The organism is uncultured Neptuniibacter sp. (assembly GCF_947498015.1).
Taxonomy (GTDB): domain Bacteria; phylum Pseudomonadota; class Gammaproteobacteria; order Pseudomonadales; family Balneatricaceae; genus Neptuniibacter.
Genome location: NZ_CANMIR010000003.1, coordinates 214,991 through 230,991, shown reverse-complemented (window position 1 = coordinate 230,991; position 16,001 = coordinate 214,991). Strand labels below are relative to the sequence as shown.

The window sequence follows — 16,001 nt, the reverse complement described above, 5'->3', positions numbered from 1 at the left end:
TTTGACCCATCGACGTTCATTCTCGTCAAACATTGCTATTACCCAATGAAAGTCAGCCCTGGTGGCTGTGTGATGACTTTAACCCCACACACTTAAACGTGTTGTATGGAGTACGATCGTGCGCGCAACTTTGCTCTCCTTTGTGGCGCTGTTTAGCAGCTGCTTTATTCTTTTGACTGCAAATGGACTGATTAATGTCCTGATGCCTGTGCGCATGGGTCTGGAGCAGATCGATACCGATACGATTGGCCTTGTGCAGTCATTCTATTTTCTCGGGGTGTTGATTGGGGCTTTGTTAAGTAAAAAACTGATCATCCGTGCCGGACATACTCGCATGTTTGCGGGCTGTGTGGCGATTGGTGCGATCAGTATTCTCGTGAGCAGCCTGTATGAAAACCTTCTTCTTTGGGGGGCGATGCGCGTTGTCATCGGTTTTTGTAACGCCTCAGCATTTACCGCCATGGAAAGCTGGTTAAGTTACGGTACCACATCGAAAAATCGTGGAAAGGTGCTCGCGGTTTATAACGCAATCATGTTAGCTGGACTATTTACAGGTCAGTTCCTTCTCAACCTCGGTGATCCAATGGGCACTGAGTTGTTTGTGATTAGCGGTATTCTGCTCTGTATGGCGATCATCCCTATTGCATGGAGTCGTAACCCCGGTCCCTATATCGAAGATGTCGCTTCTATGTCACTGATCGCGTTATACCGTGTATCACCTCTGGGGGTCGTTACCTGTGTTGTTGCCGGCGCAATCTATGCGGCGATCTTTAACCTGCTACCGGTGTTTGCGAATGATAATGGCATTGTGGACTTTGAGTTGTCTCTCTATATGGGGGCCGCGATACTGGGGGCGTTTCTGTTGCAGTATCCGATAGGGTGGCTATCAGATACTTTTGATCGGCGCTCCGTTTTACTGGGTATCACCATCCTGTCAGCGTTCACTTGCCTTTTTATCACGATGATTGTGCCGCAGGATCATCTGATTGCTGTGTTTGTTGCTACAGGTATCTGCTGTGGAATTATCGCCTGTACCTATCCGCTGAGTATTAGTGAAACCTTCGACAAGCTGGAGAAACATGAGTTGATCTCAGCGATGAGTAGTTTGGTATTGGCATTTGCACTGGGAGGGATTGCCGGACCTTATACCGCGTCAGTGGTGATGAAGGTGGTCGGTAGTGATGGGTTGTTCTACTTTCTTGCTTTAAGCCAAATTGGCCTGGCTGTATTCGTCGTCTATCGCATGATGATGAGGCAGGCGTTACCCCTGGATGAGCAGGAGCAGTTTGTAATGCAGGGCGGATCATTAACCGGCACGCTGGTGGAGCTTGATCCACGCACACCTGACTAGGCCCTTATAGGGACGACTTAATTAAAATTGCCACAGCAGAGCATAGTGAAATTATGCTGATCAGCGGTTTAAGGTTTTTTGATTGATATTTAGAACCGATTAACAGGCTAAAAATAAAACCGATCACCACTGCGGGTAAAAGATAGAGGGTTAGTTTGAGCTGGTGAAAATTAAAATTTTGAGTTGTCACTAAGATTAAAATTGAAAAAGCAGTCCCGATTAGAAAATAAAAACTCAGCTGTGCGCGCGCTTTATATGGATCACTATTTTGATACACCATTGCAATAGGTGGTCCCCCCACCGAGGTGGCTGTCCCCATCAAACCGGAAAAGAAACCTGCAATACAGAGTGATCTCCGGTTCTGTTCTATTTGGATCCGTCTATAGGTTAACAGCACAGAGCTAATGATCAGAAGCGCAAAACAGATAGAGAGTGTGTTTTGCGGCAGTAATGCGAGCAATATAATCCCGCCAAATGTACCAGGAATTCTGCCATACAGGGCGACTGCAGTTTCTCCTAGCTCAAGATGTTTACGATATTTGTAACTATTTAATAGCGATAATGTAAACCCAAGAGAAAGGATGGGGGCTGGCAGATACTGGGGGTCTATCAGTACCAGAACAGGGGCTGCAATCAGTGCAAGCCCGATCCCAGAAATACTCTGCAACAGCGAGGCCAGTATCACGGTGAACAGTGCTATCGATGTGGTCATTAACGGTGGAAATCAATCAGATTAGAGCCGGAATAACCATTATATAGGAAGATAGAATTAGTGATGTTTAATATACTTATCATTCGATAAATTGTATTATATCGCCGCCCGATTTCAGATAACCTCCCTTCGCTTAAAAATCCCTATATTTGGTTAATTTATTTTTCAATAAGGTTAATTAATTTTAATCGCAGAGTTGTTGTTTGTATCATGAATTTGAATTTGTTGCTTTGTATCCAGATGCACAAATTAACCAATCAATAATAATAATTTTATCTGCCAAATGTGGAGATCCCAGATGAAACTTAAGACAACCTGTCTTGCACTGTCATGCTCAATGTTCCTTCCTTTTACAGCAGCCCAGGCTGATGATACCAATTTTTCATTCTACGGTAGTCTTCGCGTGATGGTTGAAGCGGCAAAGCATGATAATGGCGACAACTTTAAAGATGCTGCGAGCCGTATCGGTGTAAGCGGTAGCCACAACCTGGGTGAAGGGCTAACAGCTTTTGCCAAATATGAAGTTAAAGTTGATGTGGCAGAAGGTGAACTGGGTTCTGATACTGGCTCTGATGCACGTGTTGCTAAACTTGGCCTGTCTGGTGACTTCGGTACCTTGCAGGTTGGTAAAATGTGGTCTGCGTTCTATAACGCTGTCGGTTATGCACCGGACCAGCTGTGGTGGAACACTGCACCGGTTTATTACTCTCTTGATGGCAACTTCCGTATCGAAAAATCTGTGATGTACACCAGTCCAGAGATGAGCGGATTTCAGGTATCTGCGCTGTACAGCGATGACACTGAAGAGAGCCAGTTCACAGCATCTTATAAAGTTTCTGACAGCCTGAAGCTGACAGCGGGTTTCATTGACGATCAGAATAATGATTCTGTTGGTGTTGCTGCATACTATTCCGGTGATGGCTACTACGTGAACGGTATGTACATGGATAAAGATGATGTAGGTAAAGGTGCAGATATCATGAGTGGTATCTCTTCTGGTAAAAACCTTTACTCTTTCGGTGTTTCCAGCTTTGAAGACCAGTCAGGCGGTACAAACGATTTTGACGCTGTTATTCTGGCATACCAGTACAATATTCACCCAAAAGTTAAGCTTTGGGTTGAAGCATGGGCTTGGGATGGTGTGCTTTACGGCAACGAAGATTCCAACTCTATCAACTTCGGCATGAACTACGACTTCTAAGTCTGGCCGAAGCTCCCCGGAAAACCGCATAGCGATTCCTCCCCCTTCATCGTTTTGCGGTTTTCTTTTATCTACCGTAACCATCTACTTACTTCATCTCATTAGAATCTGTTCTCTATTTTCAGGTTGTGATGAGATCGATTTCATCGTTGAATAGCGTCTATCATCCACCGGATCATTCCCTGTTGGGGCATCGGAGTTTTTAAATGTCTAAAACTGTTGTTATTACCGGAGCTAGCCGTGGTATCGGACTCGCGTTCAGTCGCTTATATCATTCCCAGGGCTATCGGGTTTTCGCTATCTGCCGTAATGCATCGGTGGAGCTGGCCGCGTTAAACGTCACTGTGATTGAGGACGTTGATGTTGCAACGGAGGAGGGTATCTCAACACTTGCGGCAGCGCTCCAGGGGCAGAGTATTGACCTGTTGATCAATAACGCCGGGATTTTAAGAGATGAAAGGCTGGGGCAGATTAATAAAACAACGATCCGGCAGCAGTTTGAAACCAATGCGTTGGCACCGTTATTGGTGACTGAGGCCCTAATGGATAATCTCAGCCCTGAAGCGAAGGTGGCACTCATCACTAGCCGGATGGGCTCGATTACCGATAACACCAGTGGTGGACGCTACGGTTATCGCATGTCCAAAGCAGCACTGAATATTGCGAGTGTATCCTTGGCTCATGACCTTAAACCACGTGGAGTTGCGGTGGCGATTCTTCATCCAGGATTGGTCGGGACAGAGATGATTGGCGGTGTGGGTGATATCACGCCTGATGAAGCCGCGGCTCGACTGTCTCAACGCATTGACGAGTTGAATCTTTCAAACTCAGGAACATTCTGGCACTCCAACGGTGATATTCTACCCTGGTAGACTCATCTACCCGGTGTTGTTACCAGAGTGCCTGATTATTGAGCGCTGCAACACACTGGGTCTGGCCTGTTTCCGGGCTGATCTCATGTTCAGTTAAAGACTGCGCAAGCCAGCCCTGGGGCATGCTGAGCTTAAGCGGGGCTGGAATCAACGCTTCACTGATCGGCTTAAAGCCGGTTTTGCAGTAGTAATTAGGATCACCATACGTGAGAAGAATCTCAACGCCCTCAGATTGCAGAGCCGATATGCCAAAGCGGATCAGTTGCTGTCCAACACCCGTACCCTGATGCAGCGTTGAAACCGCAACAGGGGAGAGGATATAAGCATTTTTTTGGCTTGGCAGGCTGAAGCGTGAAAAGAAGATGGCACCAATGATTTTCTCACCCTCTTTGGCAATAAAGCCTTTAAGCGCTTCAGGAGAGGTAGTCTCGATCATCTCTCTCACCAGAGCACCAATAACGGCTCCCTCATCCGGGCCTTCTGATGCTGAGAACACGTTTTCAAACAGTTGAATGATCTTCTCAGCTCTTTCCTCTTGGTAATCAGTCAATATCATCGTTGGCCTTTAAAATGTAGTATTCAGTGGATCTGAAATAGGATGGCATATAACCAGGGTCTGTGGAGCATCTAAATGGAATTAACAACTGAAAATGGGGAGCAGATCAATCACCCCACAATAAAAGAGGTGAGGCGTTGTCTAAGCTCTCTGAACGATTCAGATAATCAATATCTCATTCTCGCTCAGGATGAGATGAACTATATTCAGATTTTAGGGAGTTGTCACTCAGGCTGGGTTGTTGAGTACCAGGAGGGTTCACTCGAGAGTCACAAGACCAGCAGTGATGCTCAACTCAATACGGCAACCGTTCTCCGTATTCTGAGCGCTTATCTTGATGGTGATTCAGCGTGGAAAACATCTGTTCAATGGGCAGATGAGCAGAAAGAAACAGGACAGCCCTCATCTGATACCGCTTCGTTTTCAAATGCCTTCTCGCTAAGCAGGGAGGATAGGCCGATCCTGGCATTTCTATCTCTGTTTCTCATAGTAGGGAGTGTGATGGTGGCTATTTCCTACCATCTGAAAGCCGAGACAGAAGCCTTTATCAGCAATACAACTGCTGTGTCGGCAGAGGTTGAAAAACTAGTGAAAGGAGGTGATAACGCCGTTGCTCCGGTATATCTGTTTGAAAGTCCTGATGGGCAGCGTTATCGCTATCAATATCCGATCTACTCCTATCCCCCCGTACACAAACAGGGAAATCTTGCGACACTTCAGGTGGATTTTAATGCACCCAATTTCCCTGATAGAGAGAGTATCCGGCATATTGGAACCTCGGATACTATCTCCGGTTTTCTACAGAAATTCGGTGTGTTGTTTATCCTGATGAGCATACTCTGTTGGCACCTTGTCTCGATCGGTGGTGTTCTCGCAATTGAAAACCGGGGTGGACTCAGTCTCCTCTTTGCCCAGCCTGAAACAAAAATGGTGGCGCGATTACAGCGCTGGTTTTTTGGAGCGGTGTTTATAGGAGCTGTTATTACAGGTTATCTGTTTATCGGTGGCGTGTTGGGGGCGATCATGGGAGTCATTCTATCGCTCTATCTCTTTGCGCTGATGAGAATTTTGCTGAACTGACATTTGCGATCAGTGAGAATCATCTATCGAGATCTGGAAACCAACCAGGGAAGAGAACCTTCCCCGTGTATCGATGGGTATTAAAGCTCTGCAACGGCTTTTTTAGCGATAGGGCTGAGTTCTTCACCCCCCTCAATTAAGTAATCCGTGATCTGCTGCTTCATTGATCGCGCCCAGAATTTTCGCAGGTGGTTTGCCACCATAGTCGCTTCTTCAGTTTCATTACCGATATGGGTGTTGTTAGCGGCGATCTGGTTGGCCATTTTGATCAGGCTGGTCAGTTGATGGTTTCCCATTGTTTAATCCTTGGAATCTGGTTCAGAAGTCAGTTCAGACTGATTGTAGATAACATGTCTGCCTGGTCGGGCAAAGCCAATTAAATTCAGGCCGGCTTGCTTGGCCAGTTGCAGTGCTAACCGTGTGGGTGCAGAGACAGCCACGAGCGTGCTGATGCCACAGCTGGAGGCTTTCTGGACCATCTCATAACTGGCACGACTGGAAACCAGGGCAAAGCCAGCTTCAAGGTCTGTATCAGCAGCCTTCAAGGCACCCAGCAGTTTATCCAGAGCGTTATGGCGACCGATATCCTCCCGTAGCAGTTGGATGTTACCTTCAAGGTCGCACCACGCGGCACCGTGGCAGGCACCCGTGAGGTTTTGCAGAGGTTGCTTGTCCGACAGTTGACGGACTGCATTTTCAACCGCTTCGGGGGTGGCCGGGGGGAGTGCCGGTACTGCTTTAACTGGCCGGATCGCCTGTTGCAGGGATTCAGCCCCGCAAAGTCCACAACCGGTACGCCCGGTCAGGTTCCGGCGACGCTGTTTCAGTTCTGCAGAGCGCTGGCTCGTGATCGACATCTGTATTTCGATTCCTGCGTTCAGGTCTTCAGGATCTTCCTGAACAAGGTCGATTCCGTAGATCTCTCCCACCTTCTGGATGATCCCTTCACTGAGGCTGAAGCCTAATGCGAAATCTTCCAGATCAGCCGGACTGGCCATCATGACTACATGGGAGATACCGTTATAGACCATCGCTACCGGTATCTCCTCGGCGATGTTGTCCAGAGCATCCAGTGATTGCCTGTCCTGCCAGCGGGTAACCACAACCGGGTTATGGCAGTTATCCATCTCCAGTTTCAGAGTATCGGTTCCGGTTTCATGCTTTTTCAAAGCCATCTCATTAGTCCCGCGCTGCAGCCTTGTTCCGGCGTCTCTGTTTGAGTAAGCCTTGCTGCTGATTGTTAAACTCATTATAGCGCTGCTGCCACTCTGACGGCTCACTTACTTTAACGGCCTGTACTGCGGTGACCTTGTATTCCGGGCAGTTGGTTGCCCAGTCTGAGTTATCGGTGGTGACCACATTGGCACCGCTGCCGGGATGATGGAATGTGGTATAAACCACGCCCGGTTGCATCCGGTCAGAGAGTTTAGCCCGCATCACGGTTCCACCGGCACGGCTGGTAATACCGACCCAGTCGCCATCTTGCAGGCCGCGATCTTCCGCATCGACCGGGTGCAGTTCCAGAACATCCTCATCGTGCCATACCTGATTTTCGGTACGGCGGGTCTGAGCACCCACATTGTATTGCGACAGGATACGGCCAGTGGTTAGGAGCAGCGGGAAGCGTCGGGTGGAGCGCTCTTCGGTTGCCACATACTCGGTGATGGCAAAGTGGCCCTTACCGATTGGGAAACTTTCCACGTGCATGATCGGCATCCCGTCCGGTGTCTCATCGTTACATGGCCACTGGATGCTGCCCATCTCTTCCAGGCGCTCATAGCTGACACTGGCAAAGGTCGGCGTGAGCTGTGCGATCTCATCCATAATCTCGGAAGGGTGGTTGTAGTTCATCTCATAGCCCAGTGAGTTAGACAGGGCCTGGGTGACCTCCCAGTCCTGCTTGCCAGAAAGAGGTGGCATCACCTTACGCACCCGGTTGATCCGGCGCTCTGCGTTGGTGAAAGTACCGTCTTTCTCCAGGAAAGATGCACCCGGCAGGAAGACATGGGCGAATTTTGCGGTCTCATTCAGGAAGATATCCTGCACAATCAGACATTCCAGAGAGCGTAGGGCCGCCTGAACATGGTTGGTGTTCGGATCGGACTGGGCGATATCTTCACCCTGTACATACATACCCTTGTAGGTGCCATCCAATGCCGCATCGAACATATTCGGAATACGCAGGCCCGGCTCATTATCCAGTTTCACGCCCCAAACCGATTCGAAGCGACCACGGATCTGATCATCGGAAACATGCTGGTAACCCGGCAGTTCATGCGGGAAAGATCCCATATCGCAGGAACCCTGTACGTTGTTCTGGCCTCGCAGAGGGTTAACGCCGACACCTTCACGACCGATATTACCGGTTGCCAGTGCCAGGTTTGCGATACCCATCACCATGCTGGAACCCTGGCTGTGCTCAGTTACACCCAGACCGTAGTAGATCGCAGCGTTTTTAGCACCGGCATAGAGTCGCGCAGCACCGCGCAGCTCTTCAGCTGGAATCCCGGTGATCGATTCGGTGTTCTCAGGGGAGTGTCGCTCCTCACTGATAAATTCGCGCCACGCCTGATAGGCGCTCTCTTCACAGCGATTGGCGATAAAGGTTTTGTCTTCCAGCCCTTCAGTAATCACAACATGAGTCATCGCGTTGATAAAGGCGACGTTACTGCCTGGGCGCAGGGTCAGGTGGTGGTTGGTTTCCACATGTGGGCTTTTCACCAGATCGATCCGGCGTGGGTCAGCCACGATCAGTTTTGCTCCCTGACGCAGACGTTTCTTCAAAAGGGATCCGAACACTGGGTGGGCATCGGTTGGATTTGCACCAATCACCATCACCGCATCGGCATACATCACCGAATCGAAGGTCTGAGTACCGGCTGACTCACCCAGGGTGGTCTTCAGTCCGTAACCTGTCGGTGAGTGGCAGACCCGGGCACAGGTATCGGTATTGTTGTTACCGAACGCCGCACGAATCAGTTTCTGCACCAGATAGGTCTCTTCATTGGTACAGCGGGAGGAGGTGATACCACCGATGCTCTCGCGACCATACCGTTGTTGTAGGCCTTTGAGTTTGCTTGCGGCAAAGCTCAGGGCTTCCTCCCAACTGACTTCCTGCCATGGCTGATCGATGGAATCACGGATCATCGGTTTAGTGATTCGGTCCTCATGAGTGGCGTATCCGAAGGCAAAACGGCCCTTCACGCAGGAGTGGCCATGGTTCGCCTGACCATCCTTGTAAGGCACCATGCGAACTACTTCGGCACCCTTCATCTCCGCTTTGAACTGGCAACCGACACCGCAGTAGGCACAGGTGGTAACAATACTGTGTTCCGGCTGGCCCATCTCGATAACGGATTTTTCCATCAGGGTTGAGGTCGGGCAGGCTTGCACACAGGCACCACAGGAGACGCACTCTGAATCCAGAAATGGCTGGTTCTGGCCAGGAGCGATAGTCGAATCAAAACCTCGGCCATCGATAGTCAGGGCAAAGGTGCCCTGGACTTCACCACAGGCTCGAACACAGCGGGAGCAGGCGATACACTTGCTCGGATCAAAGCTGAAGTAGGGGTTTGAGTGATCTTTCTCGGCATCCAGATGGGTCCTGGTTTCAACTGAACTACCCTCTAAACCGTAGCGCACTTCGCGCAGGCCCACTGCACCCACTACATCCTGTAGCTCGCAGTTACCGTTCGCTGGGCAGGTCAGGCAGTCCAGCGGGTGGTCGGAGATATAGAGCTCCATAATATTACGGCGCAACTTGCCCAGTCGTTTATTCTGGGTGGTTACCTTCATACCGGTTTCCACCGGGGTTGTGCAGGATGCCGGGGTACCGCGACGCCCTTCAATCTCAACCGCACAGACACGGCAGGAGCCAAACGCTTCCAGGTTATCGGAAGCACACAGTTTAGGAATATTGATATCCGCTTGAGCGGCGGCACGCAGCACGGAAGTACCTTCGGGTACGGTTATGGATACCCCATTTATCTCAAGGGTAATCATATTTTCAGAGAGCTGAGCCGGAGTGCCGTAATCTTTATCAGGGTCAAAATATTGCAACATGATCAGGCTCCTGTCTCGGCATTGTCTTTCTGGAAATCTTCAGGGAAGTGCTTTACCGCACTCTGAACCGGGAACGGAGTCATACCCCCCATCGCGCACAGCGAACCATCAATCATGGTTTCGCACAGGTCGCTCAGCAGATCCATATTGGCATCGCGGTTTTCGTTATTGCGAATTCTGTCGATCACTTCAACTCCGCGGGTGGAACCGATCCGGCATGGCGTGCATTTGCCACAGGATTCCTCTACACAGAACTCCATCGAGAAGCGGGCCTGTTCGGACATATCTACAGTATCGTCGAAAACCACGACACCGCCGTGGCCAAGTCCTGCGCCGATCGCCTGAAACGCTTCATAATCCAGTTCAGTATCCCACTGGCTTTCCGGCAGATAGGCACAGAGAGGACCACCGACCTGTACGGCCCGCATTGGGCGACCGCTATAGGTTCCGCCCCCAAAATCTTCCAGCAACTCCCGCAGGGTCAGGCCGAAGGCCATCTCGATCAGTCCGCCGCGTTTGATATTGCCGGCCAACTGGAATGGCAGGGTACCCAGAGAGCGGCCCTGACCATAATCAGCATAGGCGTGACCACCTTCAGCCAGAATGTAAGGGATCGCAGCTAAAGAGAGCACGTTATTGACGATAGTCGGCTGACCAAACAGGCCTACAATGGCAGGCAGTGGTGGCTTGGCACGCACCATACCGCGCTTACCTTCCAGACTTTCGAGCAGGGCTGTCTCTTCACCGCAGATATAAGCTTTAGCACCAAGGCGAACCTCCAGATTGAAGGTCTTACCGCTACCCAGGATATCGACACCCAGAAAACCGGCTGCTTCAGCTTTTTCGATCGCTTCATTGAGAATCTGATGAGCAACCGGGTATTCTGAGCGTAGGTAGATATAACCCTGGTCAGCACCGACTGCGAGACCTGCGATGGTCATACCCTCAATCAGCATATAGGGATCCGCTTCCATCACCATACGGTCGGCAAAGGTACCGGAGTCACCTTCATCGGCATTGCAGACTATGTATTTCTGGCTGCCGTCGGTAGGTTGTGCGTCTAATACAGTCTGCCACTTAATACCGGTAGGGAAGGCTGCACCACCACGGCCGCGCAGACCGGAGGTTTTGACTTCATTGACGATGCTCTGGCTATCCATCTGCAGAGCTTTCTTCAGACCTTTGAAGCCATCATGGGCCTGGTAATCTTCGAGCGACACCGGATCGGTAATACCGGCACGGGCAAAGGTGAGGCGCTGCTGTTTTTTAAGGTACGGGATCTCTTCGGTCAGACCCTGACACAGGGGATGACCGGTTTCACCATTAATCAATCCGGCATCAAGCAAAGTATCGATATCTTTTGTTTCAACCGGCCCATAAGCGATCCGCCCAGCAGAGGTTTCCACCTCGACCATCGGTTCCAGCCAGAACAGGCCACGGGAGCCATTGCGGATAATCTCAATCTCTTCGCCGCGCTCTAACACCGCTGCAGCAAGCTCGGATGCCAGATGATCGGCACCCAGTGCCAGAGAGGTCGTATCTCGGGGTATATAGACTTTAACCGACATTACTGCACCTCCAGCTTTTGTGAGCGTAGCTCATCAACCAGTCCGTCAAACTTCTCCGGTGTAACACGGCCGATGATCTGATCATTGACCCGTACAGAAGGGGCGCAGGCACAGTTACCCAGGCAGTAAACAGATTCCAGAGTGATGCTACGATCTGTGGTGGTGCCGTGATAATCCACCCCAAGTGTGTGCTTAACATGTGTTTCAAACTGACGTGCCCCCATAGACTGACACGCTTCAGCGCGACAGATCTCGACGGTGTGCTGCCCCGGTGCGGTACTACGAAACTGGTGATAGAAACTGATAACACCATGGATATCTGCACGGGACTGATTCAGTGCTTCAGCGATCATGGGTACGGATTCAGGAGGTATATAACCCAGTCGATCCTGGATACCGTGAAGGATCGGTAACAGAGCCCCTGGCTTGTGTTGCAGATCGGTAATTACCTTGGCTATCTGATTCCGCGCCTGTTCATTTAATGTGGTCATGTGATATTGCTCATCAAATATGAACAAGAGTTCATATTGTTTCTTATTTTTTATTTGAAAACCGAGTGGAGTTCTCTATCTATCAATATGTATTAAATTTAAGGTAGCATTTGATTGAATGATTCAAAATATGAAATAAAGTGCATATGAAACGTATACAGGTCGTACCCACATGGTCTTTTCGTGATTCAGCCGGTAACAAATTGAATCCACAGCTTTTTTCACTGCTACGCGCAATCTATGAGACGGGCAAATTAACTGAAGCTACTCAAAAGATAAGTATTTCTTATCGTCATGGCTGGAATCTGCTCAATACCTGGGCTGCTTTTTTCGGATTGCCGCTGGTGGAGATGCAAAAAGGCAAAGGGGCTAAATTGACCCCGCTTGGAGAGAAACTGCTCTGGGCTGAGCAGCGGGTTGTGGCGCGCCTGGAGCCGCAACTCGATAGTCTGGCGTCTGAGTTAAATCTGGAGCTACATCGGGCGTTAGAGGGGGTAAATCCGATGCTGCGCCTGCATGCAAGTTATGGCTATGCGGTTGCGCTGTTACCAGAAATGGCAACAGAGCTTCAACTGGATCTGCAATACAAAAGTGCGGAAGAAGCACTAGCCTCTTTAAATCGTGGTGCCTGTGAAGTAGCAGGTTTTCATCTTCCTACGGATGTGATTAGCGGTCAGCTTATCGAAAACTATGGCCGTTATCTGAAGCCCCGCGTGCATAAAGTCATTAAGTTCATTACCCGTCGACAGGGCTTGATGGTAAAAAAAGGGAATCCGATGGCAATCCATTCACTCGCCGATATTGCTGGTGATGTGAGATATATAAACCGTCAGAAGGATTCGGGGACGCGTGCGCTTATGGACGAGTTGATACGGCGGGAGGGGATCAGGCAAACAGATATCAATGGGTATGATAATGAGGAGTTTACCCATTCTGCCGTTGCAGCCTATGTCGCTGCCGGAATGGCTGATGTTGGTATGGGGGTCGAAGCCGCAGCAGACCAGTTCGGGCTGGACTTTATCCCACTGGCTGAAGAGAACTACCTTCTGGTCTGCCATCGAAAGACAATAGAGCAAGAGGCATTTCAGCGACTCATCGCCATCATCCAATCAGCGAACTTCCACACTGCCGTTAAAGGGCTGGCGGGTTACCGCTCAGATAACAGCGGGGAGATTATAGGTGTGGATGAAGTATTGCCATAAATCAATAGGTTAAGTAATGTTTTTAATTCTTAACTTAAAGAATCTCGACCGCTGAGGCAGTGACTAAACGCCGATGCTTTCACAGGTTCTTTCGGCATTTTCTACAAGCATGGGTAGCGCGGGAATGATCGAATTAATAGGCATGCTCTGTATATCCCATTTGGGATTTATGCAGAATGAGAGCAGATTCTCTTTCAGATTTTCCTCGGACCAGTTTTTCCAGTCCGGATTCTTAGCCAGCATGACACTGATGGCATCAGCAATCTGAACAACCAGGCAGTGATCCTGAAGTGTTTTGGGTGCTTTAGGGTGATAGCTAATACCGATATTATGATGGTAGCGCACAATATTTGAGATAAGTTTCGGAATCTCTAACTTTACACATGCAAGATAGCCGACTTTTGCATGTGTAAAGCCCACCGTTTCAACCTCAGCTGAGATAAGCTCGTCGGGTGTGCTCCAGCCTTTGGCATCGGTTTCATTGAGTGCGTCAGGTGCAATCTGAAACAGAACAAAGCGGCCAATATCGTGTAACAATCCACTGAGATAAGCGCTATCAGGTTCCAGATGTTCTTCAGGAGAGAGTCGTGCAAGGAAAGCGGAAAATGATGCGACTTCAACTGAGTGACGCCAGATCGCTTTATGTTCATCCTTCTGCGGTACAAACACCTTAGAAACGGATAATGCTGTTAACAGCTCGATAATTGTCCTGGACCCCACCCGGGTCAGTGCTTTCTGAAGAGTGTCGATTTTCTGATTAGGTGAGGATAGGGCAGAGTTGGAATAACCGATGATGAAAGCCGCGAGAGGTGGGTCTGACTTTGCCAGTAAAAGCATATGGTCGTAAAACTCGGTGTCTTCAGGGTCAAACTTCATAAGCTGAAACAGAATGCCGGGAAGCATGGGGAGTTGTGTTATCTCCTCATGAATGGTCTCTAGCGACGGCTTGGCAGAGATCTGGTTCATAATTACACCTATTCCTTTAGTTGTCCTGATAGTGACTAAGATTGCTTACGGCGATCTCATCAATCAGGTTAAATCCATACAAATAACAATAGCTGATTATCAAACTGATTGGTCGCTTAGAACTTGATTGAGATCAATTGAACAGGGCTGTTCCCTGTTATCTCAGACTGATGCATCAGGAAAACGCCTGATTGACTGAATATAGGCTGAAAAAAACGGAAGCATTGTATGAAAAATGATCAGCGCAGTGGGTGTGGTAAGAGGTTATCCTTAAAATAGGCTAGGCAGGCTTTGGATGACGAGGATCATTCACCAAAGTGAGGTCATTGATCATGAAATATACCAAAACACTCCTCATGGCAGCGGTTCTGATGGCAGCCGCTGGAACCTTGCAGGCGGATACGTCAGTCAGGTTGCATGGTGGGTTGGTGATAGAGGGTTCGGATTACCAGATCTATCTGGGCGCTCCGGTACATAGGTACAGCCATTACGCGGACCCTTATCGCTACAAGCATCGCTCTTATAAGCGATATCACCGTCCACACAAACGTTACTACCGGCACCACGGATACCACCCTGGTTTAAAGTGGGGTCACTATAAACATAAGCACTACAAACATAAGCATTACAAGCGTGATCACTACAGATGGCACCCATCAGACACGCATCCTGCTTATACGCATAAGAGAAAAGAGCATAGAGGAAATGGCATCTCAAGGATCAGAGATTCCCGCCATTATGACAAGCATTACTTTCGTGAAAGAAACCGTCACTACAGGTATTGAGTGCTCATTGAGAGTGGCGCCAACTGGCGCTGCTCTTAAGTAGATATCAATGTAAATTTGGGTCAATCCTTTATCCGTAGTTTTCAGAATAAGGTAGATCGGCTTAATCAAGAACGCCGGTAGATGCTTGGGGGGACTCCAGTCCATTGTTTAAATGCCCGGGTAAACGCCCCGGGTTCTGTAAAACCAAGTTTCCTGGATATCTGTGAGATCGGTATGGAGGGTTGGCTCAGAAAGTGAATGGCTGAATCGCGCCTTACGTCATCCTTCAGTTCCTTAAAACTGGTGCCTTCATCTGCAAGCTTACGGCGTAGTGTCCTTGAGGTTATATGCAACTCCTCTGCAATCGCTTCCATATTAGCCATTACCAAAACCTCATCTCTTTCAAGGTAATCGATAACACGCCGGGTATAGGTTGGAAAATATGCCTGCCGCTTAAACCAGTCTAGTGGTGCGCGTCGAAGATAAGCACTCAGCGTACGCGGAGTCTGGACCACGGCTTCTTGTAATAGCTCTTTCGAAAAGACCAGAGAGCATTCAGGCTGATTATAGAGGGTGACACAAGGGTACATCAGTTGGTGTTCAGCTTTATGTGCGGGTTCAGAATAATCAAGGCATACCCGTTTCAGGTGGATACGTTGACCGATTAGCCAACTGGGAAAACGATGCCATAACAGGAGTAAAAATTCACGAAGTGTACAGTCAGGATCTCTGTCCGGTTCTGTCATTTTCATACAGAGGTGAACTTCGTGATCTGTAATGTTCAAGCTCAGTTTAAGTGAGTCGGTCACCAGATTATAAAAGTGTGTAAGATGATGGTAGACAGCATGTAAGTTGCCGCAGCGCACTGCCTGTTTTGCCATCAAGGTAAACACCCCATGCCTGGAAGGGTGACTGGCCATACCCATAAACTCATCATCGCATAGCCGCCACATCTCCTGCATTATTCGGCTTAGTTGATCAGGTGTAATCCTTAGCTTAGGGTTTGCAAGCATCTCTTCATTGAGTCCGGAAAAGTGCAGTAATGCAAAATGATCGACCTGACGCCGTTTTGCTGCAGCAATAATGGTTTGGGCAAAATGGATCGAAACTGAATGGCGTGCAGTACTCATATAAACAACCGGTTGTGGTGGTCTCTACAATCACAATATAAAG

The 16,001-nt window shown here is 49.1% G+C and carries 15 protein-coding genes; 6 read left to right on the top strand and 9 right to left on the bottom strand.

Annotation, left to right across the window (positions count from 1 at the left end; translation table 11 throughout):
• The first annotated feature begins 118 nt into the window (after positions 1–118).
• On the top strand, positions 119–1,351 hold the full coding sequence (locus tag Q0882_RS05295) for an MFS transporter (RefSeq protein ID WP_299178827.1): 1,233 nt from the start codon (positions 119–121) through the stop codon (positions 1,349–1,351).
• Positions 1,352–1,355: 4 nt separating this feature from the next.
• Here the strand turns inward: Q0882_RS05295 and Q0882_RS05290 are convergent, their stop codons facing one another.
• Positions 1,356–2,063: a sulfite exporter TauE/SafE family protein gene (locus tag Q0882_RS05290; RefSeq protein ID WP_299178825.1), complete on the bottom strand. Its 708-nt coding sequence runs from the start codon at positions 2,061–2,063 to the stop codon at positions 1,356–1,358.
• Between the two features lie 298 nt (positions 2,064–2,361).
• Here Q0882_RS05290 and Q0882_RS05285 point away from each other — a divergent pair, with 298 nt between their 5' ends.
• Positions 2,362–3,264 carry a porin gene (locus tag Q0882_RS05285; RefSeq protein ID WP_299178823.1) on the top strand — a complete coding sequence of 301 codons (903 nt, stop codon included), beginning with the start codon at positions 2,362–2,364 and terminating at the stop codon, positions 3,262–3,264.
• A 206-nt stretch (positions 3,265–3,470) separates the two neighbouring features.
• Positions 3,471–4,136, top strand: coding sequence for an SDR family oxidoreductase (locus Q0882_RS05280; RefSeq protein ID WP_299178822.1), 666 nt, complete (start codon positions 3,471–3,473; stop codon positions 4,134–4,136).
• Positions 4,137–4,155: 19 nt separating this feature from the next.
• Here Q0882_RS05280 and Q0882_RS05275 read toward each other — a convergent pair whose 3' ends face one another.
• Entirely contained in the window at positions 4,156–4,692 is a 537-nt protein-coding gene (locus Q0882_RS05275; protein ID WP_299178821.1) for a GNAT family N-acetyltransferase, read from the bottom strand.
• A gap of 75 nt (positions 4,693–4,767) precedes the next feature.
• Between Q0882_RS05275 and Q0882_RS05270 the strand changes: the two genes are divergently transcribed.
• Positions 4,768–5,772 (top strand): DUF3592 domain-containing protein, encoded by a 1,005-nt coding sequence (locus Q0882_RS05270; RefSeq protein WP_299178820.1) that lies wholly within the window; start codon positions 4,768–4,770, stop codon positions 5,770–5,772.
• A gap of 80 nt (positions 5,773–5,852) precedes the next feature.
• Here Q0882_RS05270 and Q0882_RS05265 read toward each other — a convergent pair whose 3' ends face one another.
• The 5 genes from Q0882_RS05265 to Q0882_RS05245 are packed head-to-tail and all read right to left on the bottom strand — an operon-like array spanning position 5,853 to position 11,893.
• Positions 5,853–6,068 carry a formate dehydrogenase subunit delta gene (locus Q0882_RS05265; RefSeq protein ID WP_299178818.1) on the bottom strand — a complete coding sequence of 72 codons (216 nt, stop codon included), beginning with the start codon at positions 6,066–6,068 and terminating at the stop codon, positions 5,853–5,855.
• Between the two features lie 3 nt (positions 6,069–6,071).
• On the bottom strand, positions 6,072–6,947 hold the full coding sequence (gene fdhD, locus Q0882_RS05260; protein WP_299178816.1) for a formate dehydrogenase accessory sulfurtransferase FdhD: 876 nt from the start codon (positions 6,945–6,947) through the stop codon (positions 6,072–6,074).
• 4 nt (positions 6,948–6,951) lie between these two features.
• Complete coding sequence (fdhF, locus tag Q0882_RS05255; protein WP_299178814.1) at positions 6,952–9,834, bottom strand: formate dehydrogenase subunit alpha; 2,883 nt, start codon at positions 9,832–9,834, stop codon at positions 6,952–6,954.
• Positions 9,835–9,836: 2 nt separating this feature from the next.
• On the bottom strand, positions 9,837–11,402 hold the full coding sequence (locus tag Q0882_RS05250; RefSeq protein ID WP_299178812.1) for an NADH-quinone oxidoreductase subunit NuoF: 1,566 nt from the start codon (positions 11,400–11,402) through the stop codon (positions 9,837–9,839).
• Positions 11,402–11,893 (bottom strand): formate dehydrogenase subunit gamma, encoded by a 492-nt coding sequence (locus tag Q0882_RS05245; RefSeq protein ID WP_299178810.1) that lies wholly within the window; start codon positions 11,891–11,893, stop codon positions 11,402–11,404. The genes Q0882_RS05250 and Q0882_RS05245 overlap by 1 nt, the downstream gene beginning before the upstream one ends.
• A 146-nt stretch (positions 11,894–12,039) precedes the next feature.
• Here Q0882_RS05245 and Q0882_RS05240 point away from each other — a divergent pair, with 146 nt between their 5' ends.
• On the top strand, positions 12,040–13,095 hold the full coding sequence (locus Q0882_RS05240) for a substrate-binding domain-containing protein (RefSeq protein ID WP_299178808.1): 1,056 nt from the start codon (positions 12,040–12,042) through the stop codon (positions 13,093–13,095).
• A 63-nt stretch (positions 13,096–13,158) separates the two neighbouring features.
• On the opposite strand, the gene Q0882_RS05235 is transcribed toward Q0882_RS05240, so the two are convergent.
• Positions 13,159–14,061 carry an HDOD domain-containing protein gene (locus tag Q0882_RS05235; RefSeq protein WP_299178806.1) on the bottom strand — a complete coding sequence of 301 codons (903 nt, stop codon included), beginning with the start codon at positions 14,059–14,061 and terminating at the stop codon, positions 13,159–13,161.
• Positions 14,062–14,393: 332 nt separating this feature from the next.
• Between Q0882_RS05235 and Q0882_RS05230 the strand changes: the two genes are divergently transcribed.
• Entirely contained in the window at positions 14,394–14,846 is a 453-nt protein-coding gene (locus tag Q0882_RS05230; protein WP_299178804.1) for a hypothetical protein, read from the top strand.
• A gap of 107 nt (positions 14,847–14,953) precedes the next feature.
• Here the strand turns inward: Q0882_RS05230 and Q0882_RS05225 are convergent, their stop codons facing one another.
• A complete protein-coding gene (locus tag Q0882_RS05225; RefSeq protein WP_299178802.1) occupies positions 14,954–15,958 on the bottom strand; it encodes an AraC family transcriptional regulator in 1,005 nt (334 codons plus the stop codon).
• Positions 15,959–16,001: the final 43 nt, after the last annotated feature.

Coding starts and splice junctions, on each gene's coding strand:
- Q0882_RS05290 (WP_299178825.1), bottom strand. CDS start 2,063: ATGACCACATCGATAGCACTGTTCACCGTGATACTGGCCTCGCTGTTG.
- Q0882_RS05285 (WP_299178823.1), top strand. CDS start 2,362: ATGAAACTTAAGACAACCTGTCTTGCACTGTCATGCTCAATGTTCCTT.
- Q0882_RS05280 (WP_299178822.1), top strand. CDS start 3,471: ATGTCTAAAACTGTTGTTATTACCGGAGCTAGCCGTGGTATCGGACTC.
- Q0882_RS05275 (WP_299178821.1), bottom strand. CDS start 4,692: ATGATATTGACTGATTACCAAGAGGAAAGAGCTGAGAAGATCATTCAA.
- Q0882_RS05270 (WP_299178820.1), top strand. CDS start 4,768: ATGGAATTAACAACTGAAAATGGGGAGCAGATCAATCACCCCACAATA.
- Q0882_RS05265 (WP_299178818.1), bottom strand. CDS start 6,068: ATGGGAAACCATCAACTGACCAGCCTGATCAAAATGGCCAACCAGATC.
- fdhD (WP_299178816.1), bottom strand. CDS start 6,947: ATGGCTTTGAAAAAGCATGAAACCGGAACCGATACTCTGAAACTGGAG.
- fdhF (WP_299178814.1), bottom strand. CDS start 9,834: ATGTTGCAATATTTTGACCCTGATAAAGATTACGGCACTCCGGCTCAG.
- Q0882_RS05250 (WP_299178812.1), bottom strand. CDS start 11,402: ATGTCGGTTAAAGTCTATATACCCCGAGATACGACCTCTCTGGCACTG.
- Q0882_RS05245 (WP_299178810.1), bottom strand. CDS start 11,893: ATGACCACATTAAATGAACAGGCGCGGAATCAGATAGCCAAGGTAATT.
- Q0882_RS05240 (WP_299178808.1), top strand. CDS start 12,040: ATGAAACGTATACAGGTCGTACCCACATGGTCTTTTCGTGATTCAGCC.
- Q0882_RS05235 (WP_299178806.1), bottom strand. CDS start 14,061: ATGAACCAGATCTCTGCCAAGCCGTCGCTAGAGACCATTCATGAGGAG.
- Q0882_RS05230 (WP_299178804.1), top strand. CDS start 14,394: ATGAAATATACCAAAACACTCCTCATGGCAGCGGTTCTGATGGCAGCC.
- Q0882_RS05225 (WP_299178802.1), bottom strand. CDS start 15,958: ATGAGTACTGCACGCCATTCAGTTTCGATCCATTTTGCCCAAACCATT.